General features: G+C 74.6%; 16 protein-coding genes. 8 read left to right on the forward strand and 8 right to left on the reverse strand.

From position 1 onward, the window contains the following. Window positions 1-26 precede the first annotated feature (26 nt). The 6 genes from ACZ7KX_RS05840 to ACZ7KX_RS05865 all read right to left on the reverse strand — a co-directional run bounded on the left by ACZ7KX_RS05840 (window position 27) and on the right by ACZ7KX_RS05865 (window position 7,681). Complete coding sequence (locus ACZ7KX_RS05840) at window positions 27-1,451, reverse strand: sugar porter family MFS transporter (RefSeq protein WP_470325468.1); 1,425 nt, start codon at window positions 1,449-1,451, stop codon at window positions 27-29. Between the two features lie 217 nt (window positions 1,452-1,668). Then, window positions 1,669-2,640, reverse strand: a complete 972-nt coding sequence (gene egtD, locus ACZ7KX_RS05845; protein WP_396553858.1) for an L-histidine N(alpha)-methyltransferase — start codon at window positions 2,638-2,640, stop codon at window positions 1,669-1,671. 45 nt (window positions 2,641-2,685) lie between these two features. Continuing rightward, window positions 2,686-3,435, reverse strand: a complete 750-nt coding sequence (egtC, locus tag ACZ7KX_RS05850; RefSeq protein WP_470325469.1) for an ergothioneine biosynthesis protein EgtC — start codon at window positions 3,433-3,435, stop codon at window positions 2,686-2,688. After that, window positions 3,435-4,859, reverse strand: coding sequence for an ergothioneine biosynthesis protein EgtB (egtB, locus tag ACZ7KX_RS05855; protein ID WP_470325470.1), 1,425 nt, complete (start codon window positions 4,857-4,859; stop codon window positions 3,435-3,437). The genes egtC and egtB overlap by 1 nt, the downstream gene beginning before the upstream one ends. Beyond that, window positions 4,856-6,163, reverse strand: a complete 1,308-nt coding sequence (gene egtA, locus ACZ7KX_RS05860; RefSeq protein WP_470325471.1) for an ergothioneine biosynthesis glutamate--cysteine ligase EgtA — start codon at window positions 6,161-6,163, stop codon at window positions 4,856-4,858. The genes egtB and egtA overlap by 4 nt, the downstream gene beginning before the upstream one ends. Before the next feature lie 303 nt (window positions 6,164-6,466). Continuing rightward, entirely contained in the window at window positions 6,467-7,681 is a 1,215-nt protein-coding gene (locus ACZ7KX_RS05865; RefSeq protein ID WP_470325472.1) for a MalY/PatB family protein, read from the reverse strand. 250 nt (window positions 7,682-7,931) lie between these two features. Here ACZ7KX_RS05865 and ACZ7KX_RS05870 point away from each other — a divergent pair, with 250 nt between their 5' ends. After that, window positions 7,932-8,597, forward strand: coding sequence for an antibiotic biosynthesis monooxygenase (locus ACZ7KX_RS05870; protein WP_470325473.1), 666 nt, complete (start codon window positions 7,932-7,934; stop codon window positions 8,595-8,597). 30 nt (window positions 8,598-8,627) lie between these two features. On the opposite strand, the gene ACZ7KX_RS05875 is transcribed toward ACZ7KX_RS05870, so the two are convergent. Together ACZ7KX_RS05875 and ACZ7KX_RS05880 are read right to left on the reverse strand one after the other, a co-directional pair. Further along, on the reverse strand, window positions 8,628-9,155 hold the full coding sequence (locus tag ACZ7KX_RS05875; RefSeq protein WP_470325474.1) for an SRPBCC family protein: 528 nt from the start codon (window positions 9,153-9,155) through the stop codon (window positions 8,628-8,630). 96 nt (window positions 9,156-9,251) lie between these two features. Beyond that, window positions 9,252-11,033 (reverse strand): glycoside hydrolase family 15 protein, encoded by a 1,782-nt coding sequence (locus ACZ7KX_RS05880; protein WP_470325475.1) that lies wholly within the window; start codon window positions 11,031-11,033, stop codon window positions 9,252-9,254. A gap of 373 nt (window positions 11,034-11,406) precedes the next feature. Between ACZ7KX_RS05880 and ACZ7KX_RS05885 the strand changes: the two genes are divergently transcribed. From ACZ7KX_RS05885 to ACZ7KX_RS05915, 7 genes are all read left to right on the forward strand, one after another. Beyond that, window positions 11,407-12,213 carry an SAM-dependent methyltransferase gene (locus tag ACZ7KX_RS05885; RefSeq protein ID WP_470325476.1) on the forward strand — a complete coding sequence of 269 codons (807 nt, stop codon included), beginning with the start codon at window positions 11,407-11,409 and terminating at the stop codon, window positions 12,211-12,213. A 199-nt stretch (window positions 12,214-12,412) separates the two neighbouring features. Continuing rightward, window positions 12,413-14,524, forward strand: coding sequence for a putative bifunctional diguanylate cyclase/phosphodiesterase (locus tag ACZ7KX_RS05890; RefSeq protein WP_470325477.1), 2,112 nt, complete (start codon window positions 12,413-12,415; stop codon window positions 14,522-14,524). A 415-nt stretch (window positions 14,525-14,939) separates the two neighbouring features. Continuing rightward, complete coding sequence (locus ACZ7KX_RS05895; RefSeq protein ID WP_470325478.1) at window positions 14,940-16,019, forward strand: glycosyltransferase family 2 protein; 1,080 nt, start codon at window positions 14,940-14,942, stop codon at window positions 16,017-16,019. After that, complete coding sequence (locus ACZ7KX_RS05900) at window positions 16,019-17,335, forward strand: glycosyltransferase family 2 protein (RefSeq protein WP_470325479.1); 1,317 nt, start codon at window positions 16,019-16,021, stop codon at window positions 17,333-17,335. Before ACZ7KX_RS05895 ends, ACZ7KX_RS05900 begins: the two co-directional genes overlap by 1 nt. Before the next feature lie 7 nt (window positions 17,336-17,342). Further along, window positions 17,343-18,890: a lipopolysaccharide biosynthesis protein gene (locus ACZ7KX_RS05905; RefSeq protein WP_470325480.1), complete on the forward strand. Its 1,548-nt coding sequence runs from the start codon at window positions 17,343-17,345 to the stop codon at window positions 18,888-18,890. Continuing rightward, complete coding sequence (locus ACZ7KX_RS05910; protein ID WP_470325481.1) at window positions 18,887-19,939, forward strand: glycosyltransferase family 2 protein; 1,053 nt, start codon at window positions 18,887-18,889, stop codon at window positions 19,937-19,939. The genes ACZ7KX_RS05905 and ACZ7KX_RS05910 overlap by 4 nt, the downstream gene beginning before the upstream one ends. Next, complete coding sequence (locus tag ACZ7KX_RS05915) at window positions 19,936-20,766, forward strand: polysaccharide deacetylase family protein (RefSeq protein WP_470325482.1); 831 nt, start codon at window positions 19,936-19,938, stop codon at window positions 20,764-20,766. The genes ACZ7KX_RS05910 and ACZ7KX_RS05915 overlap by 4 nt, the downstream gene beginning before the upstream one ends. Window positions 20,767-20,842: the final 76 nt, after the last annotated feature.

The following is a 20,842-nucleotide window of genomic DNA, read 5'->3' on the forward strand; positions in this document are numbered from 1 at the left end:
CTGTCGGATCAGCCGATGTCCGACTGTCAGCCCATGTCCTCCAGCCGGATGCCCTTGGTCTCCTTCAGGTACTTCGCCACGAAGGGGATGGAGAGCGCCGCGAAGGCGGCGTAGATCAGGTAGGTCACCGACAGGTCCCACCGCGCCATGGAGGGGAACGAGACGGTGATCACCCAGTTGGCGATCCACTGCGCGGAGGCGGCGACGGAGAGCGCGGCGGCGCGGATCCGGTTCGGGAACATCTCGCCGAGCATCACCCAGACGACCACGCCCCAGGACATCGCGAAGAACAGCACGAAGGCGTTGGCGGCGATCAGGGCGACGGTGCCCTGCAGGTCGGGCAGGGTGAGGTTGTCGCCGCTGCCGGTGGCCGAGGAGAACGCCCAGCCGGCCGCACCGAGCGCGACCGCCATGCCGACCGAGCCGATCAGGGCGAGCGGCTTGCGGCCGATCCGGTCGACCAGCACGATCGCGATCACGGTGCCGAGGATGTTGATGACCGAGCCGATGAAGCTGATCAGCAGCGAGTTGCTCTGGTCGATGCCGACCGACTGCCACAGGATCGACGAGTAGTAGAAGATCACGTTGATGCCGACCAGCTGCTGGAAGACCGACAGGCCGATGCCGACCCAGACGATCGGCAGCAGGCCGAAGCGGCCGCCGAGCAGGTCGCGGAAGCGCGGGCGGTGGTCGGAGGCGATCAGCCCCTGGATCTCGGCGATCCGGACGTCGGCGTCCACGCCCTCGCCCTCGACCTCGGTGAGCACCTTGCGGGCGTCCGCCAGGCGGTCGGCCTGGATCAGGTAGCGCGGGGACTCGGGGATGACCGAGGCGAGCACGAAGTAGACCGCGGCCGGGACGACGCAGATGCCCAGCATCCACTGCCAGGCCTCCAGGCCGAGCAGCTGACCGCGGGTGTCCCCGCCGGCGGAGTTCGCCAGCAGCCAGTTGACCAACTGGGAGATCGCGATGCCGAGAACGATCGCGGCCTGCTGGAAGGAGGCCAGCCGGCCCCGGTACTTGGTCGGTGCGACCTCGGCGATGTAGGTCGGGGCGATCACCGAGGCGATGCCGATGGCCGCGCCGCCGAGGACGCGCCACAGCGCGAGGTCCCAGGCGGAGAAGGGCAGCATCGAGCCGACGGCGCTGACCGCGAACAGCAGTGCGCCCGCCTTCATGACCTTGATGCGGCCGTACCGGTCGGCGAACCGGCCGGCCACCGCCGCACCCACGGCCGAGCCCAGCAGGGCCGAGGAGACGATCAGGCCGGTCACGCCGTCGCCGACGCCGAACTTCTCCTGGATGCCCGAGACGGCACCGTTGATCACGGAGCTGTCGTAGCCGAACAGGAACCCGCCGAGGGCCGCGGCGGCGGTGATGAAGACGACGAAGCCGAGGCGGCCGGGCGCGGGGGCCTCGACCGCCCCGGAGGGCTTCTGGGTGACGCTCACGATCTGACTCCTGGTACTCAACACTGAGCTCGGTAATCGAGATCGTAACCCTTGTTCGTTTAAGTCTTGTACACCGGCAGGCCAATTCGCCGTTCAAGAATTCGTAAGGTGAACAAGCAAATTGAGCCTTTCGCCCACGTCCCCGGCAGTCCCCGGCCACCTCCCCGGCGGTCCACGATGGTTCCCGGCGGTTCCCGGCGGTTCCCCGCGGCGCCGCCTAGACGGGGGCGGAGAGCGAGAGCCCGAAGCGGCCCTGCGGGTCGGTCCACCAGTGGCTCAGCCGCAGTCCGGCCGCCGCCAGCTCCTCGGCCACCCGCTCGCGGCGGAACTTGGCCGACACCTCGGTGCGCAGCTCCTCGCCGCGGGCGAAGTGCACCGGCAGGTTCAGGGCCGGGATCTTCACGGTCTGCGAGCGCAGCGAGCGCAGCCGCATCTCGATCCACTCCCGCTCGGCGTCCCAGAGCGCGACGTGCTCGAAGGCGTCCGGGTCGAAGTCGGCGCCCAGCTCGCGGTTGAGCACGTTGAGCACGTTCCGGTTGAACTCGGCGGTCACCCCGGCGGAGTCGTCGTACGCGGCGACCAGCACCGCGGGGTCCTTGACCAGGTCGGTGCCGAGCAGCAGGAAGTCGCCCGGGTCGAGGGCGGCGCGCAGACCGCGCAGGAAGACGGCGCGCTCCTCGGGCAGCAGGTTGCCGAGGGTGCCGCCGAGGAAGGCGACCAGGCGGGGGCCGCCCTCCGGGGGCAGGCCGAGCCGGGCGGTGAAGTCGGCCAGCACGCCGTGCACCGCCAGTCCGGGGTACTCGGCGGCGAGCGCGGAGCCGGCGGCGGTCAGCGCGCTCTCGCTGACGTCCACCGGGACGTAGGTCTCCAGGGTGTCGAGCGCCCGCAGGGCGTCCAGCAGCAGCCGGGTCTTCTCGGAGGAGCCGGAGCCCAGCTCGACCAGGGTGCGGGCCCGGGTCGCGGCCGCGATCTCGCCGGCCCGGGCGGTCAGGATGGCCCGCTCGGCGCGGGTCGGGTAGTACTCGGGCAGCCGGGTGATCTCCTCGAACAGCTCGCTGCCCCGCGCGTCGTAGAACCACTTCGGCGGCAGCCGCTTGGGTTCGGACGTCAGGCCGTGCTGCACGTCGTGGCGCAGCGCGGTGCTGAAGTGGTCGGCGGGCAGCAGTCGGGTGAGATCGAAGGTGTCCATGACAGGGTGGTTCCTCTGTTCAGAAGATGAAGGGAGGGTGGGGAGTCAGTAGTGGCTCGGCAGCGGGCGGACGGTGGCGCCGTGCCCGTCGACCAGCAGCAGCGCGCCGTCCGGCACGGGTGTCCACCCGGGCTCGTCGTCGTACGGCTCGGAGGCCACCACCGTCCCGAGGCCCGGCAGGGTCCGGTGCAGCAGGGTGTCGCCCCAGGTGGTCGCGGCGATCGCGGTGCCGTCGGTCAGCAGCAGGTTGAGCCGCCCGGTGGTGTGCGCGGCGACATCCGCGACGGTGCCCGCCAGGGCCTCGCCGAGCCCGGTGCCGGCGCGCAGCCGGTGCAGGGTGAGGGCCCACAGCAGGGCCGAGTCGGTGCGCGCCTCCAGCTCCAGCAGTTCGGCCGGCGGGAGCAGCGAGGCCAGGGCGTCCAGCTTGCCCGGCCAGCCGGCCACCGCGCCGTTGTGGCTGAACAGCCAGCGCTCGGCGGCGAACGGTGCGGCCGCGCTCTCGCCCGCCGCGCAGCCCTCGGTGGCGGAGCGCACGGCGGCCAGCAGCGCGCGGGTGCGGACCACCCGGGCGAGGTCGGCGAAGGTCTCGTCGGCCCAGATCGGCCCGGTCCGGCGGTAGCGGGCGGGCACTTCGTCGCCGTCCGCGTACCAGCCGAGGCCGAAGCCGTCCACGTTGACCGTGCCGTGCCGCTGCGTCCGGGGTGCCCAGGACTGCCGGTACAGCCCGAACGGCGGGTGCACCATCAGGTCCTGCGGCGCCACGGGCTCGCCCAGGTAGGCGATGTGACGGCACATCAGGCGCGCTCCGCGTCACGGGCGGTGCGGAAGCCGGCGAAGATCTGCCGCCGGACCGGGTAGTCCCAGTTGCGGAACGTGCCCCGGCAGGCGACCGGCGCCACCGCGAAGCAGCCGCCGCGCAGCACCTTGTGCTCGGGGCCGAAGAAGACCTCCGAGTACTCCCGGTACGGCCAGGCCCGGAAGTCCGGGTACGCGCGGAAGTCGCTGGCCGTCCACTCCCACACGTCGCCGATCAACTGCCGGACACCGTAAGGGGACTGTCCCTCCGGGTAGCTGCCGGCCGCGGCCGGGCGCAGGTGGCGCTGGCCGAGGTTGGCGTGCTGGGGGCCGGGTGCCCCGTCGCCCCAGGGGTAGCGGCGGGAGCGGCCGGTCGCCGGGTCGTGCCGGGCCGCCTTCTCCCACTCCGCCTCGGTCGGCAGCCGCCGTCCGGCCCACCGGGCGTACGCGTCGGCCTCGTACCAACTGACGTGCAGCACCGGCTCGTCGGGTGCGACCGGCTCGACCACGCCGAAGCGGCGGCGCAGCCACTCGCCGGCCCGGTACTGCCAGAACAGCGGGGCGCTCAGGCCGGCCTGCTGCCGGTGGGCCCAGCCCTCCGGCGCCCACCAGCGCGGGTCGTCGTAGCCGCCGTCGGCGATGAAGCGCTGGTAGGCGGCGTTGGTGACCGGCGTGGTGTCCAGCAGGAAGGCCGGCAGGTCGACGGTGTGGGCCGGGCGCTCGTTGTCCAGCGCCCACGGCTCGGTGTCCGTGCCCATGGTGAACGGGCCGGCGGGAACGAGGACTTCGGGGGGCAGCGCGGCCGCGTCGGCGGGTGCGGGCGGCGGCGGGGGAGCGGCCAGGGCCGGCTCGCCCTTGCGCAGCTGATGGGTGATCAGCATCGTCTCGTCGTGCTGCTGTTCGTGCTGCGCGATCATCCCGAAGGCGAACCCGGCCTCCAGCAGCGGTGCGCCCTCCAGCGGGCTGGCGGCGAGCATGTCCAGCACCCGGCCGCGCACCTCGTGGGAGTACGCACGGGCCTCGGCGGGCGGCAGCAGCGGCAGGCCGGGGCGCTCGGCGCGGGGGTGCTGGAAGGCGTCGTACAGCCCGTCGATCTCCGGGTGCATCGGGTCGCGGCCGCCGACGTTGCGCAGCAGCCAGAGCTCCTCCTGGTTGCCGATGTGTGCGAGGTCCCAGACCAGCGGGGACATCAGCGGGGAGTGCTGGGCGGTGAGGTCGCCGTCCTCGACGCAGTCGGTGAGCGCGGCGGTCCGGGCGCGGGCGGCCAGCAGCTCGGCGGCGATGGTGTCGCGCAGGTCCTCGACGCCGCGGGCCGCCTCGATGCCGCGGACCGCCTCGACGCCGCGGACTGCTCCGGTGTCGCGGGGCGTTCCGGGTGCCCCGGTGGGGGCTGCGGTCGGGCCGTTCGGTCGGACGTCGGTCATGGTGCGGCCTCCTCCGTGGGAGTGCGTCGGGTGCCGGAGCGCAGGGCGTCCAGCTGGTCGTCGGCCGGACAGCGGCCGCGTGCGGGGTAGCGCTCGGCGAACTCGGCGACGGCGGTGCGCAGCCGCCCGGCACCGGGCAGGCGGCCCAGTGCGGCGTCGGCGGCGGCGAAGCAGGTGAGGGTGGCGCGGCGCAGCTCGGGATCGGCGACCGCCAGGGTGGCGGCCCGGCGCCAGACCTCGCTGCGCGGCGGTCGCGGACCGTCGGCCCCCTGCTTCCGGTCCGTGGAGTCCAGCGGCTCCAGTGCGGCCAGTGCGGCGTCGGCGGCCAGCGGGTCGTCCAGGAGCGAGGTCACCAGCGCGGCGACCACCATCCAGCCGTCCCCGGGCTGGGCGTCGATCATCCGCAGCTCCAGGTGGCCGCGCGGGCGCACCGGTGGGAAGAGGGTGGTGCGGTGGTAGTCCAGATCGGCCAGCGTGGGCGGGCGTTCGCCCGCGCCGCGGATCCAGTCACGGAAGGTCAGTCCGGGAGGGGCGGTCCACGGCAGGCCCTCCGGTCGTTGCACGCACAGCACTTCGGCGTCCAGCACGTACTGCGCCCAGGCCTCGCGAGGGTCGCCGTGGTCCGGCTCCGGGGCCAGGGTGCGGGTCGGGTCCATCCGGGACCAGACGGCCTGCCGGGTCGACCGGTGGCCGGTCGGCCTGCCGTCCAGCAGCGGGGAGTTGGCGAAGGCGGCGACCAGTACCGGGCCCAGCCGGTGGACCAGCTGCCAGCGGCGGTCCACCGCGTGCGGGCCCTCCGCGTCGCCGGCGTCCAGGCACACCTGCACGGATGCGGTGCCCGTCATCATGATCCGGCCCCAGGGCCCGGCGGAATCGAAGAAGCGCTCCATCGCGAGGTAGCGGGGGTGGTCCAGCACCATCCGCCGGGGCCGGGCCAGCGGGTCCGTCCCGGTGCCGGTGAGGCGCAGGCCCTGTGCCGCGAAGGCGGCGCGCAGGGCGGTCAGGTCGCGTCGGGTGTCGTCGACGCAGGCCACGAGGCCGGTGGCGGGCGGGGAGCTGAGCTCGACCTGTCCGCCGGGTTCGAGCGTGAGGCGCGAACCGGAGGGGAGCGAGGTGCCGTCGGCGCCGCCGAGAGGCAGCGACTCCAGCGCGGCGTGGAGCAGTTCCGGCCGGACGGGCCGGGTGGGACATCGATCGTCATGGACGAACCACTCCACCTCGACGCCCACCAGTCGGGGCGGTCCGATCTTGAAGCAGACGCCCGACACGTGGCTGCGCGCCCCCGATTCGGTCAACGGGGTCACCCCCGGTGGGGGTGCTGGTGCGCTCTGCCGGTCGGGCGGAGTGGTGTGGGATATCGGTATCACCGGACTCACCATCCTCGGGATCACGATTGCGGCCCGGTCTACCCTGCCCAGTCTGCTACGGAGCATGCGGGGGCGCTTCGCAAATATCGTGTGAACGTTCGTTTCTGCAGGTCAGGGGCGTGGCGAACGGGTGAGGCGGGGGTTCGGGGAGGGGCTGCGCGCGGTGTGGGCCCGGTGTGCACTCGGCGTGCTTGTCCGCGGCACATGCCGTGGTCACCGGCGGGTCGTCGGTGGCTGTCCTCATCCGGGGGCGAGCCGCTCCAACCGCGCCAGGACGGTGTCCAGCACCGAGCCCGGCAGGGCGTAGTTCAACCGCAGCGAACCGTGACCGCCGGGGCCGAACTCGGAGCCGTCGGAGGACTCCAGGCCGCAGCGCTCCAGCAGCGCCTGCCGGGCGGAGGCGGGCGGCAGGCCGAGGGCGGCGGCGTCCAGCCAGAGCAGGTAGGAGGCCCGCGGGGCCGAACGGACGGCGGGCCCGAGCCGGTCGGTGAGCCGGGTGCGGGCGGCGACCAGGTGGGCGAGCAGCGCGTCCAGCCACGGGCCGCCCTCGCGCAGCGCCGCCTGCTGCACGGTCTGCTCCAGCAGGCCGCCCTCCCACAGGCCGTAGCCGGCCAGGGCGTCGGTGAGCCGGGTGCGCAGGGCCGGGTCCGGGATGAGCGCCCAACTACTCGGGATGCCGGAGCAGTTGAAGGTCTTGCCGACCGAGTTGAGCGTCACGACGCGGTGCCGGTCCTCCGGGTCGGCGGTCGTGACGGCCACCGAGTGCCTGAAACCCGGGTGGGTGAGGTCGCCGTGCACCTCGTCCGAGACCAGCAACGCGCCGCTGTCCGCCGCCCAGCCGGCCAGGCCGCGGACGGCGCCGCTCGGCCACACCGTGCCCGACGGATTGTGCGGGCTGCTCAGCAGCACGGCGGCGGCGGGGCGGGGGAACGGGCCGCGCGGCATCCGGTACCCGCCCGGGCCGAGGTGCAGTGGCAGTTCCCGGTACGGGAGGCCGGCGGCGCGGCAGAGCTGGGCGAAGCCGCCCCACTCGGGGGTCGGGAAGAGGACGGGCGGCTGCGGCCGACCGGTGTGCGCCCGTACGGCCTCCAGCAGGACGCGCAGGGCGGTGCGCGGGCCGCAGGGCAGCAGCAGGACCCAGTCCGGATCCACCTCGACGCCGTGCCGGGCGCGGTACCAGTCGGCGACCAGCATGCGGCCGGCCGGGTCGCACACCGTGTACCCGTACGCGCGGTGGTCGGCGCGCCGCCGCAGGGCCTCGGCCACGGCGGGCGGGCCGGGGAGGTCCATGTCGGCGAGGCCCATCGGGATCACCCCGGGGGCTCCGCCCGCGCGGGCCCACTTGCTGCTGCCGGTGCCGGCGCGGCTGAACGGTGACGTGAAGTCGAAGCCGTCGGCGCCGGTGGGAGCCGGAAGGGCGGCGGGGTCGGGAGGTGGGGCGGGCGTGGCGGTCATGGGCAGGCCTCCGGTGCGTGGGGACGCTCCGGCCACGCTAGCCCCGGAGGGGAACGTGCGTCCCACGGTTCGGGCACGGGTGGGCGGAACACCGGGCGGCCCGTAGGCTGCCCCGCGGCTCGCGGCCGGTCGGACGCGCGGCCGCAGACAACGGGGACGTACGGGTTGTACGGGACGTGACGGGGACGTGCGGGGACGCACGGGGACGCACGGGCTCCCACGGCGACGTACGGGCAGAGGGGCGGCGAGGATGGCGGCGACGGTGCAGGGGACGGTCGAGGAGCAGGACGGGCAGGCCGAGGAGTTCACCCTGTTCGTGGCGCGGCGGGTGGAGCCGGGCTACGAGGAGGCCTTCGAGCTGTGGGCGAAGAACATCCTCGCCGCGGCCACGGAACACGCCGGCAACCTCGGCACCGGGCTGCTGCGCCCCTCCGGCCCGGGCGAGCCCTGGCATCTCCTGCTGCACTTCCGGGACGCCGAGGCGTTCCGTTCCTGGCAGACCTCCCCGGTGCGGGCGGCCTGCTTCGCCGCGGCCGACGGCCACCACCACGAGGTGCACCGGCACGAGATCCACGGGATGGAGGGCTGGTTCGCCACCACCCCGGGCGCCGCGCAGCGCCGGCCGCCGGTGCGCTGGAAGATGGCGGTGGCCTCCACGGTCGCCATCGCGCCCCTGGTCGTGGTCTCCGCGATCGTGATCGGGCCGCACCTGACCGGCCTGCCGGTGGCCGTCCGGCCGCTGGTCACCGCACCGCTGATCAGCGTGCTGATGACGTACGCGGCACTGCCGGTGGTGACGCGGGCGCTGCGGCGGTGGCTGTTCCCGGGGGCGAAGGGTGAGGGTGAGGGGCGACGGCGGCCGGGCGACGGCGGCCGGGCGGCCGCGGACAGCCGACAGCCGACAGCGAACAGATAACAGCTGACAGATTTCGAAATCTGTCAGCTGTCATCCGTCCGCTGAAAGTCGTCCGCCGTCGCTCGTCCGCCGTGCCCCGGCGTCCGGCCCGCTCGCCAGGTACGCCGCCAGACCGTGCCGCCCCCGGCGCATCATCACCGCGTGGTTGGCCCGGAACACCGGGTGCAGCGGCAGGGCGAGCCGGCGCAGCAGCGCCTTCCGGGGTCGGGTGTCCTGCTCGCACAGCACCCGACTGCCGGCCCCGAGAACGTCACCACTCCCGCCTGCGCCTTCCGCCCGCACCGTGAAGCGCAGCCACCCGACGAGGTCGCCCCGCATCTCCGCCTCCAGGACTCCGGCGGCCGGGTCGCGCCGTCGTCTCTCCAGGCCGATCACCAGCCGGTACGGCAGCAGGGCGCGCACCACCACCTCCCCGGAGTCCTCCCCGGTCGGCCTGGCCTCCCGGACCTCGGGCCACCACAGCGGATAGCTCCGTACGTCCTCCAGCGCGGCGAACACCGCGGGCGTCGGCGCCGCGAATCGCCACACGCCCCGGAACCGGTAGTGGTTGGGATCCACGAGGCCACCCTAGCCCCGCGCCACCTCGCCCCGACCCGGGCGCGCGCCACCTCGCCCGCCCCGCCCCGGACGCATCCGCCCCCTCCCGCCCCGCCGCTACCGCGGCTCGGCCAGCGCGAACGCGGTGTTGACCAGCGCCACATGGCTGAACGCCTGCGGTGTGTTGCCGAGTTGGCGCCCGGCGTACGGGTCCCACTCCTCGGAGAGCAGCCCGACGTCGTTGGCGAGTCCGACCACCCGCGCGAACAGCGTCCGCGCCTCGTCCGTGCGCCCCGTCGCGGCGAGCGCGTCGGCGAGCCAGAACGAGCAGGCCAGGAAGGCGCCTTCGCCGCCGGGCAGCCCGTCGCCGTGCGGCCCGGCGCGGTAGCGGCGCACCAGTCCGCCGTGGTCGAGCCCGTCCCGGACGGCGTCCACGGTGCGCACCACCCGGGGGTCGTCCGGCGGCAGGAAGCCGCTCTTGACCACGAACAGCGTGGCCGCGTCCAGCCCCCGCCCGCCGTAGTGCTGGACGAACACGCCGAGCCGACGGTCGTAGCCGTTCGCGCAGACGTCGGCGTGGACGGTGTCGCGCAGCGCCCGCCATCGGTCGACCGGCGCAGGCAGCCCGGTGGCCTCGGCGAGCCGGACGGCGCGGTCGGCGGCCACCCAGCACATCACCTTGGAGTGGACGAAGTGCCGCCGCCCGCCGCGCACCTCCCACAGCCCTTCGTCCGGTTCGTGCCAGTGCCGTTCGAGGTGGTCCATCAGCGAGCGCAGCAGTGTCCAGACGTGCCGCTCCATCGGCAGCCCGGCCAGCAGGGCGAGGTGGAGGGTGTCCACCACCTCGCCGTAGACGTCGAGTTGGAGCTGGTCGACGGCGGCGTTGCCGAACCGGACCGGCCGTGAACCCTCGTACCCGGGCAGCCAGTCGGCGGTGGTCTCGCCGAGCACCCGCTCCCCGGCGACCCCGTACACGGCCTGGACGTGCCGGGGGCCGCCGGCGATGGCCCGCAGCAGCCAGCGGCGCCAGGCGGCGGCCTCCTCCCGGAACCCGCCGCGCAGCAGGGCGGAGAGCGTCATCGACGAGTCCCGCAGCCAGCAGAACCGGTAGTCCCAGTTGCGCAGGCCGCCGATCCGCTCCGGCAGGGAGGAGGTGGCGGCCGCCACGATCCCGCCGGTGGGGGCGTAGGCGAGGGCCTTGAGGGTGAGCAGCGAGCGCAGTACGGCCGGCCGCCACTCGCCCTGGTAGCGGCAGCCGGACGCCCAGTGCTGCCAGCGGTCGAGGGTGGCGAGCAGCGCCTGCTCGGGGTCGGTGCGCGGGGCGGAGGCCAGGTGCGAGGGCTGCCAGGTGAGGACGAAGGGCACGCGGAGCCCGGCGGTGACGGTGAACTCCGAGATGGTGACGCCGTCCAGCCCGTAGGTGTGGACGCCCGCGGGCACCCGGAGCCAGGCGGAGTCCGGCCCGGCGACGGCGACCCGGTGGTGCTCGGTGCGCCGGACCCACGGGTCGATCCGCCCGTAGTTGAAGCGCAGCCGCAGGGTGCCGCGCATCGGGACGGTGCCGTCCAGGCCCTCGACGATCCGGATCAGCTGGGGGTCGCGTTGCCGGCCCTGGCCGCGCTGCGGCATGAAGTCCGTGATCCGCACCCGCCCGTCGGGGGCCTGCCACTCGCTCTCCAGCACCAGGCTGTCGCCCCGGTAGCGGCGGGCGTGGCACTCGGCGGCGCCGGCCGGGGCCAGTCGCCAGGCGCCGTGGCGTTGGTCGCCGAGCAGCCCGGCGAAGCAGCTGGGGGAGTCGAAGCGGGGCAGGCAGAGCCAGTCGACCGATCCGTCCCGGCCCACCAGGGCGGCGGTCTGCAGGTCGCCGATGAGGGCGTAGTCCTCGATGGCTAAGGTCATCAAGCTCATTGTGGGACGCACCCGTGCCCCCGGCGCGGCAGGAGCGCCCGCGCCCGCGGCACCGCAGGAGCGCCCGCGCCCGCGGCACCGCAGGAGCGCCCGCGCCCCCGGCTCCGGCAGGAGCGCCCCGGCCTGCCGGAGGCACCACGCCGACGCGACACGCCCGGCCGGTGCACCGCCGGGCGCCACGCCCCGGCCCGCCCTGCGGCCCGCCCGCACCGGCCGTACGGTCCGCCGGCCGCCAGGAGCCCGGCACTCCGCTTGCACCCGTTCGGGGTGCGGAGGAGGATCTTCTGTGCTTGTAGTCTCAGCTGTCACAGGAGTGCCCTCGCGGCACTGCCTCCCCGTTGACCGGAGTGAAGGAGTCACAGGCATGCGGCGACCGAGCTGGGTACCGGAGGGTACGGACCTGGACAAACCGAACGCCGCGCGGGTCTACGACTACTACCTCGGGGGCTCGCACAACTTCGAGGTCGACCGGGAGATGGCCCGCAAGGCGATGGCCCTGTGGCCGGAGCTGCCGCAGATCATGCGCTCCAACCGCGCCTTCCTGCGCCGCGCGGTGACCTTCCTCGCGGAGCAGGGCATCACCCGCTTCCTGGACATCGGCTCCGGCATCCCGACCTTCGGCGCGGTGCACGAGATCGCCCGCGCGATCCGCCCCGAGGCGAAGGTCGTCTACGTCGACCGCGACCCGGTCGCCGTCGCGCACAGCCGCCTGCTGCTGGAGGGGGACGGGGCCTGCGCCGTCGTCCAGGCCGACCTGCGTGACGTCGACGATCTGCTGGCCCGCCCCGAGGTGGCCGGGCTGTTGGCGGAGGGCGAGCCGCTGGGCCTGCTGCTGGTGGCCGTGGCGCACTTCGTCAGCGACGCCGAGGACCCGTGGAAGCTGATCGGCGCGATCCGCGACGTGCTGCCGCCCGGCAGCGCCCTGGTCCTCTCGCACGCCTCGTTGGAGGGCCGCCCGGACCAGGCGGAGGACCACCAGAAGCTCTACCGGATGACGCCGACCCCGCTGACCATGCGCACCCGCGAGCAGATCACCTCGATGTTCGACGGCTTCGAGCTGGTCGAGCCGGGCGTGGTCTACCTGCCGCAGTGGCGCCCGGACCAGCCGGAGTCGGTCGGCGAGCACCCCGAGCGGATGACCGGGGTGGCGGGCGTGGGGTTCCGCCCTTGAGTGGAGGCAGCGAGCGGGAGACCGACGGCCGGGGAGCGCACCGGGCGGCGGCCGTACCCTGCTGCGCGGTGACCTGGGGCAGGACCGGAGCCGGGACCGGAGCCGGGCACCGCCCGCCGCACGCGGGGCCCACGAGGTCCGCCGGACCGACAGGGGCACGGACATCAACAGGGGCACGGACACCGACAGGGGCACGGACATGACCGGGACCCCCGTCGGCAGTGCCGAGCGGTTCCACGAGGAGTGGTCCCGGCTGCTCTCCGCCGACCACGGCATCGTCGTCCACCCCGGCCTGCTCAACCGCCTGGTGGCCCGCACGGCCGCCCTGCTGCACCGCGCCCAGGAGGACGCGCCGTTCGAGCCGCAGCTGGCCGCGCAGGCCGGCGCCGAGCTGGTCGACGCGCACTTCACCGACCCGGTGCTGCTGGCCCGGGCGGTCGAGCTGCTCCAGGCCCAGTCGCTCACCGACGACCGCGGCCCCGCCCTGACCGGCGCGTTCGCCTCCGGCTGGGCCGCCGCCCTGCGGGAGCGCACGCTGCGCGAGCAGGAGGCGATCCGCACCGCCGCGGACGCCGCCCGCAAGGAGGCCGAGCGGGCGCTGCGCGCCTCCGAGGCCCGGTTCCGCGCGCTGTTCGAGAGCGCCGCGATCGGCATCGGCATCGGCGACACCGACGGCAACATCCTGGCCGTCAACAGGGCCCTGCAGGAGCTGTTCGGCGCGGGGCCCGCGGACATGGTCGGCCGCCGGGTCGGCGACCTGGTGCACCCCGAGGACACCCCGGGCGTCTGGGAGGCGTACGAGGAGCTGATCAGCGGCAAGCGCGAGTACTTCCAGTTCGACAAGCCGTACTACCGGCAGGACGGCGAGGTGGTCTGGACCCACCTGACCGTCTCGCTGATCCGCGACGACGACGGCACCCCGCAGTACCAGGTGGCGATGCTGGAGGACGTGACCGACCGCTACCGGCTCCAGGAGCGGCTGCGCCACCAGGCCACCCACGACCCGCTGACCAGCCTGCCCAACCGGGCGGCCTTCTTCGAGCGGCTGGAGAAGCTGTTCGAGGACCCGGAGCCGGGCGCCCGCTTCGGCCTCTGCTACGTCGACCTCGACGGCTTCAAGGTGGTCAACGACAGCCTCGGCCACGACATGGGCGACCAGCTGCTGTCCGCCGTCGCCGCCCGGCTGAAGGCCGCCCTCACCCCGCTGGGGCACCTGGTGGCCCGGCTCGGCGGCGACGAGTTCGTCGTCCTGCTGGAGAAGTGCCGGGGCGAGAAGGAGGCGGTGGCCGCGGCGAAGACCGTCCTCGCGGCGCTGGCCGGGCCGGTGCTGATCGGCGACCACAAGCTCGCCGTGGGCGCCAGCGTCGGCGTGCTGGAGCGGCGGGTGTCCACCACCACCCCGGGTGCCGCCGTCCGGGCCGCCGACCTCACGCTGTACCGCGCCAAGGAGGCCGGCCGCGGCCGCTGGACGCTGTTCGACCCCAAGGAGAACGCCCGCGCGGTCAGCCGCTACGCGGTGTCGGTGCGGATGCCCGCGGCCCTCGACCGCGGCGAGTTCTTCATCGACTACCAGCCGCTCTACCGGCTGGCGGACGGCCGACTGGCTGCCGTCGAGGCGCTGGTGCGCTGGCGTCACCCGCAGCTGGGCGTGCTCGGCCCGGACGAGTTCGTCACCACCGCCGAGGAGACCGGCCTGATCATGCCGCTCGGCCGCTGGGTGCTGGAGCAGGCGTGCGGTCAGGCCGCGGACTGGATCAAGCGGTTCGGTGACGACGCGCCGCAGCTCAACGTCAACCTGGCGGTCCGTCAGGCCCGCAACGCCGCACTGGTCAACGACCTCGCCCGGATCCTGGACGGCACCGGACTCGACCCGGCCCGGCTGCAGTTGGAGATCACCGAGTCGACGGTGGTCGGCCCCGAGGACGAGGCGCTGCGCAGTCTGCACGGTCTGGTCGACCTCGGGGTGTCGCTGGCCGTGGACGACTTCGGCACCGGCTGGTCCAACCTCGCCTACCTGCGCGACCTTCCGGTCTCCGGACTGAAGATCGCCGGTTCCTTCGTCGGCGACCTGCACGAACCGGGGAAGGACGAGTCCACCGGGTGGCGGATCGTCAGCGGCCTGGTGTCGATGGCGCATGCGCTCGGGCTGAACGTCACTGCCGAGGGCGTGGAGACCGCCAAGGACGCCGAACGGCTGCGGACCATGGGCTGCGACTGGGCGCAGGGCTGGCACTTCGGCCGCCCGGTGCGGCCGTCCGAGATCGCCCGCCGGATCGTGGAGGAGCCGAAGGGCCGTCCCGTCGAGGGCTGAGCCGTCCGCGGGGCGGGGTCGGGGCGGAGTTGCCAGGTCAGGCCCGGTTCAGCCGACTATCACTGAACGTCACCAAAAGTTGCTGTAAAAGCGGGCAAAACACCCTTGACGTGACTGTCCGTACTGGACGAGGATGGGGTCTGGCCCCCACCCGCAGGGGTGGGAGGACATAGGCCAGTTCGTACGATCGGCGCCTCCGGGCGCCGGGAGCGCGACGGCGGTGCGCACCCCCTTCGGCCGCCCCAGTGCTCTCCACATCGTATCGGCAGCTCCGGGGCCCTTCCCCGGGCTTCCCCGCAGGGCTCGACCCGCGCGTATCCGCCCGCGTGGTCGCCCGTTCGCCATAATCCAGGCCCGCGCCCCGCCGGCGCCCGCCCACCGCCTCCCCCCGAGAGGCCGCTCCATGAGCATCACCATGCCCCCCGACGCAGACTCCCGCCGCGCCCGGAGTTCCGGCTCCTCGCCGGCGCAGGCCGGACCGGGCCGCCGAGCGCCCGACACCGCGCCCGACGGGTCGCCCACCGCCGCGGCGGACGCATCCGCCGACGGTTCGCCCGGCCACTCACCCGAGGCCGCCCCCTCCGCGGCGCTCCTCACCCCACCGGCTGCTCCAGCCGCTCCGGTCGCCCCGACGGCCCTGACCGCCCCGACGACCCCCGCCACCACCCCCTCGGCCCCCTCGGCCCCCGACCGGGCCGTGCCGGACCACCCGAACCGGCGCGCCGAGGACCGCGGCGGACGCCGCCGCACCGACCGGCCGATGCGCCGCTCCGGCGACGGCGTCGTCACCACCCAGACGGTCAGCCTGGTGATCCCGGCCCACAACGAGGCCCGCAACATCCCCTGGGTGTTCGAACAGATCCCCCGCTGCGTGGACGAGGTCATCCTGGTCGACGGCGCGTCCAGCGACGCCACCGTCCCGATGGCCCGGTACTGCCTGCCGACGGTGCGCAGCGTGCAGCAGCGCGGCCGCGGCAAGGGCAACGCGCTGCGCACCGGGTTCGCCGCCGCCAGTGGCGAGTACATCGTCATGATGGACGCCGACGGCTCCATGTGGCCCGGCGAGATCCCGCACTTCCTGCACTTCCTGGACAACGGGTTCGACTTCGTCAAGGGCTCGCGCTGCATCGCCGGCGGCGGCTCACTCGACTTCACCCGGGTCCGCTCGCTCGGCAACCGCGCCCTGCTCGCCGTCGTGAACCGGCTCTACGACGCGCGCCTCACCGACCTGTGCTACGGCTACTGCGCCTTCCGCCGTTCCTTCCTGGACGCGCTCGACCTGCGGTCCACCGGCTTCGAGATCGAGGCCGAGATGGTCGCGCACGCGCTGCGCTCCGGGCTGCGGATCGCCGAAGTGCCGAGCCTGGAACTCCCCCGCCGCAGCGGTCGCTCGCACCTGCACGCCGTCTCCGACGGCCGCCGGGTGCTGAGGACCCTGATCGCCGAGCGCCCCGGCGCCCGGTCCTCGGCGGACGCCCCCGCGGGGGAGCGCTGATGAATGGCACCGACCGGCGCGCCGGAGCCGCCTGCCCGCGCCCCGCCGCTCGTGACTCGCTCCACACCCCCGTCCGTGTCGTCGACCTTGACCTGGACGAACCGAGCGGGCTGCGCTCGCCCGAAGGTCTCGGTGCCGCCGCCCCGGACGGACGCGTGTTGGCGTTGGTGCGGCTGCACGGACACCCGCTCGGTCTGGTCACCGCCACCGGGGCAGCAGGCCACAGCGCCGCGCTGCGCCGGGCGCTGGTCGACGCCGCTCACCGGGAACTGCGAGTTCCCTCCCTGTCCACCGCGACACCCGCGGCGCGCCCTGGTCGGGTAGGCCGCGCCCGGGTGCCCGCGGACCCGGTCACGGTCAGCGTGATCGTCGCGACTCACAACCGGGCGGACCTCCTGCGATCGTGCCTCGACTCCCTGCTGCGGAACGGCTATCCGCAGTTCGAGGTCATCGTCGTGGACAACGCCCCCGCCGACGACACCGCCGAACGACTGATCCGGGACCGGTACCGGGACCGGGTCCGCTACCTGCGCGAGCCGGTGGCGGGCCTGGCCCGGGCCCACAACACCGGGCTCGCCGCCGCCCGCGGCGAGATCGCCGCCTTCACCGACGACGACACCCTCGTCGACCCCGGCTGGATCGCCGCCCTCGCCCAGACCTTCGCCGAGGACCGGCGGATCGGCTGTGTCACCGGCCTGATCCTGCCCGCCGAGCTCGACACCCCCGCCCAGGCCGCCCTGGAGTGCCACGGCGGCTTCGCCAAGGGCTTCGCCGCCCGCACCTGGACCCTCGCCGACGGGCCCGCCGACCCGCTCTTCCCGTTCGCGGCGGGCCGCTTCGGCTCCGGCGCCAACATGGCCTTCCGCACCGCCCGGCTGCGCGCCCTCGGTGGCTTCGACCCCGCCACCGGCACCGGCACCCCGGCCCGCGGCGGCGACGACCTGCTGTCGTTCTTCCGCATCCTGGTCGCCGGCCACGCCATCGCCTACGCGCCGGACGCCATCGTCTGGCACCGCCACCGGCGGACCATGGACGCCGTCCCCGCCCAGGCCTTCGGCTACGGCGCCGGCTTCGGCGCCTACCTCGCGGCCGCCCTGCACCACGAACCCGCCATGCTGCCCGCCCTGTTGCGCCGCCTCCCCAGCGGCCTCCGGTACGCGGTCCGCCGCGCACGCACCCGGCCGGACCCGGGCGCGGTGGACCGCCGGCCCGGCAGGCGCCTGGCCCGGCTCGAACTCCAGGGCCTGGTCTACGGACCGCTCGGCTACGCGCGCAGCCTGCGCCGGCACCGGGCCTCGGTCCGGACGGCGGGGTGAACCCGCCGTGTCCACGCGCGCCGTGCCCGCCGCCGTGCCCTCCGCCGTCCCCACTCGGGGCCGGGCCGCCTGCTCCTGCCCGCTGCCGCTGCCCTGCGAGTGCTCGTACGCCAGCCTGCTGCGGGCCCGGGTGCGCGCCCTGACGGCGGGTGAACCCCTGCTGCGCAACGGGCACGTGCTGACGGCCAGTTCGCTCCTCACCGCCGCCTTCGGCGCGGTCTTCTGGATGCTCGCCACCCGCTGGTACGGCTCGGAGTTCGTCGGCCTCAGCTACGCGGTGCTCACGGCGGTGGTGCTGATCTCCGAGATCGGCCAGCTCGACCTCACCGACGTCCTGATCCGGTTCCTGCCCGCCGTCGGCCGGGGCGCGCGGAGCCTGCTGATCCGCTGCTACCTGATCGCCACGGCCGCCGCCCTGCTGGTCGGCGGCCTCTTCCTCGTCCTCGTTCCGGCGATCGCACCGGACCTCGGCTTCCTGCGCAGCCCGCCCGTCGCCGTCGCCTTCCTGGCCATGACCGCGGGCTACACGCTCTTCGCCCTCCAGGACGGCGCGCTGACCGGGCTGCGCCGCCCGGGCTGGGTGCTCGGCGAGAACGCCGTGTTCGCCGTGGTCAAGATCGTGCTGCTGGCCGTCCTGGCGGGCTGGGCACTGCGGGCCGGGATCCTGGTGTCCTGGGCCGGTGCGCTGCTGGCCGCCCTGCTCACCGCCAACGTCCTGCTCTTCCGCCGGATCCTGCCCGGCCGGGCCCCCGCCCGCGCCTCCGGCCGGGCTCCCGCCCGGACCGCCGCCCGCGCCTCCGACGGCGCAGCCGGCCGGGAGGGCGCCACGGCGGTCCCGAGGCTGGCCCGCTACGCGACCGCGGACTACCTGGGCGCCCTGTTGCGGCTGACCGCCGCGACCGTCGTCCCGCTGGTCGTCCTGGACACCCTCGGGCCGGATCAGATCGCCTACTACTCGCTCGCCTGGGTGATCGCGTACACGTTCTACCTCGTCGCCCTCAACCTGGGCAGTTCGCTCATCGTCGAGGCCGCCGGGGCACCCGGCCGGCTCGGTGAGCACGGTCGCCGCGTGCTGCGGCACGCCGGTGTCCTGGTGACGGCCGGGGTGCTGGTCACGGTGGCGGCCGCGCCGTGGGTGCTGTCCCTGTTCGGAGCCGAGTACGCCGAGCACGGCACCGCCCTGTTGCGCCTGCTGGCCCTGTCCGCCCTGCCGCACCTGGTGCTCAGCGTCGCGGTCGACGCCGCCAGGGCCCGCCGGAGGCTGGTCCCGATCGTCGCCCTGCAGGGGGTCTACTGCGTCCTCGTCCTCGGCCTGACGGTCTGGCTGCTGCCGCCGTTCGGCCTCGTCGGGGTCGGCCTGGCCTGGCTGATCGCCGCCACCGTCCTCGCCGTCCCGCTGCTGTGTACCCTGCCACGGTGGCTCCCGGCCTGCGCGCCGCCGGCGGCTGAGACCCCGACAGCCGCGGCTCCGGCGGACGGAGTTCGCACAACCGGGCGCTCGACGGCCGGGCTCCCGCCGACCGCGGACCCGACAACCGAACGGAGGCGGCCGTGAACACCCCGGGCCTTTCCGTCATCGTCTGCGCCTACACGCTCGACCGCTGGGACGACCTGTGCGAGGCGATCGGCTCCCTGCACGCCCAGCGGCAACCGCCCGAGGAGATCCTGCTGGTCGTCGACCACTGCCCGGCCCTCGCCCGCCGGGCCGAGGCGGCGTTCGACGGCGTGCGCGTCCTCGCCAACCGGGAGCGGCAGGGCCTGTCCGGTGCCCGCAACACCGGAGTGGGTGCCGCCCGTCACGAGGTGGTCGCCTTCCTCGACGACGACGCGGCCGCCGAACCCGACTGGACGGTGCGCCTCCTCGCGCCCTACCGGGATCCGGAGGTGTACGGCGTCGGCGGCCTGGTGGTCGCCCGCTGGGAGGACGGCGGGCGGCCGGGCTGGTTCCCGCCCGAGTTCGACTGGGTGGTCGGCTGCTCGTACCGCGGGCTGCCCGTCCACCGCAGCGCCGTACGGAACTTCATCGGCGCGAACATGTCCTTCCGCCGCGCCGAGGTGCTCGCCGTCGGAGGCTTCCGCACCGACCTCGGCCGCGTCGGCACCCGGCCGCTCGGCTGCGAGGAGACCGAGTTCTGCCTCCGCGTCGCCGAGCGCCACCCAGGGGCGCTGCTGCTCCACGAGCCGGCCGCCGTCGTCCACCACCACGTGCCGCCCGGCCGGGCCGGCTTCTCCTACTTCCGCTCCCGCTGCTTCGCCGAGGGCTGGTCCAAGGCCGCCGTGGCGCGCCACCGCGGGGCCGACGCCGCGCTCTCCAGCGAACGGCGCTACCTGCGCTCGACCGTCCCGCGGGCGTTCGGCGGCTGTCTGCGCCCCGGTGGCGGCGGGCCGCGGCGCGCAGGCGCGCTGGCCGCCGGAGTGGCGCTCACCGTGGCCGGGTACGCGCTCGGCCGTGCGCGGGCGTTCGTCGCGCCCCGGGCCGCGCGGGAGCCCTCCGCCGTGCCGTCCGTCGAGCCGGGCGGTGCCTCCGCCGTGCCCGCCGCCTCGGCCGCGTCCGCCACGTCCGCCACGTCCGCCCTACGGAGCCGGTCGGGAGGTGTGCGGTGACACCGGTCGTTCCGGTGCTCCTCTACCACTCGGTGTCCGACGACCCGCCCGAGTGGATCGCCCCGTTCGCCGTCACACCACGGGTGTTCGGCGAACAGCTCGATCGGCTCGCCGACGCCGGCCGGCTGGTGGTCCCGCTCCACCGACTGGTCACCGCCCTGCGGGGCGGCCCTCCCATGCCCGACCACTGCGCGGTGCTCACCTTCGACGACGGCTTCGCCGACTTCTACTGGACCGTCGCCCCCCTCCTCGCCGAACGCGACCTGCCCGCCACCGTGTTCGTGACGACCGGTGCCCTGCGCACCCCGGGCCACCCCGCCGAGGGCAGTCTGCTGCCGCCGGCCGAGATGCTCAGCTGGCGCCAGCTCCTCAACCTCGACGCGCTCGGCGTCGAGATCGGCGGACATTCCCGCACCCACCCCCAGCTCGACACCCTCTCCCGGCCACGGCTGAACGACGAGGTGAGGGGCTGCAAGGGCCGGTTGGAGGACCTGCTGGGCCACTCCGTCGACTCCTTCGCCTACCCGCACGGCTACTCCAGCCCGGCCGTGCGCCGCTGCGTCCAGGAAGCCGGCTGGACCAGCGCCTGCGCCGTCGCCGACGCCTTCAGCTCCACGGCCGACGAGCCGCTGCGGATCGCCCGGCTGATGGTGCGCCGGGACACCCCTCCACAGTTGTTCGGCCAGTGGGTCGAGGGCACCGGCGCACCCGTCTCCCCGTTCCCCGAACGCCTGCGCACCAAGGGTTGGCGCGCCTACCGGAGGCTGCGGTCCGGCCTCGGCAGCCCGGTCGGCGGGCCGCCGGGGTCGTCACCGGCCGCGTCCTGAGCCGTGCCCCGAACCGCGCGCTGAGCCGTGCCCCGACCCGCGTCCTGAGCCGTGCCCTGAGCAGGGGACTGCCGGG

Source organism: Kitasatospora sp. NPDC038210 (assembly GCF_055600605.1).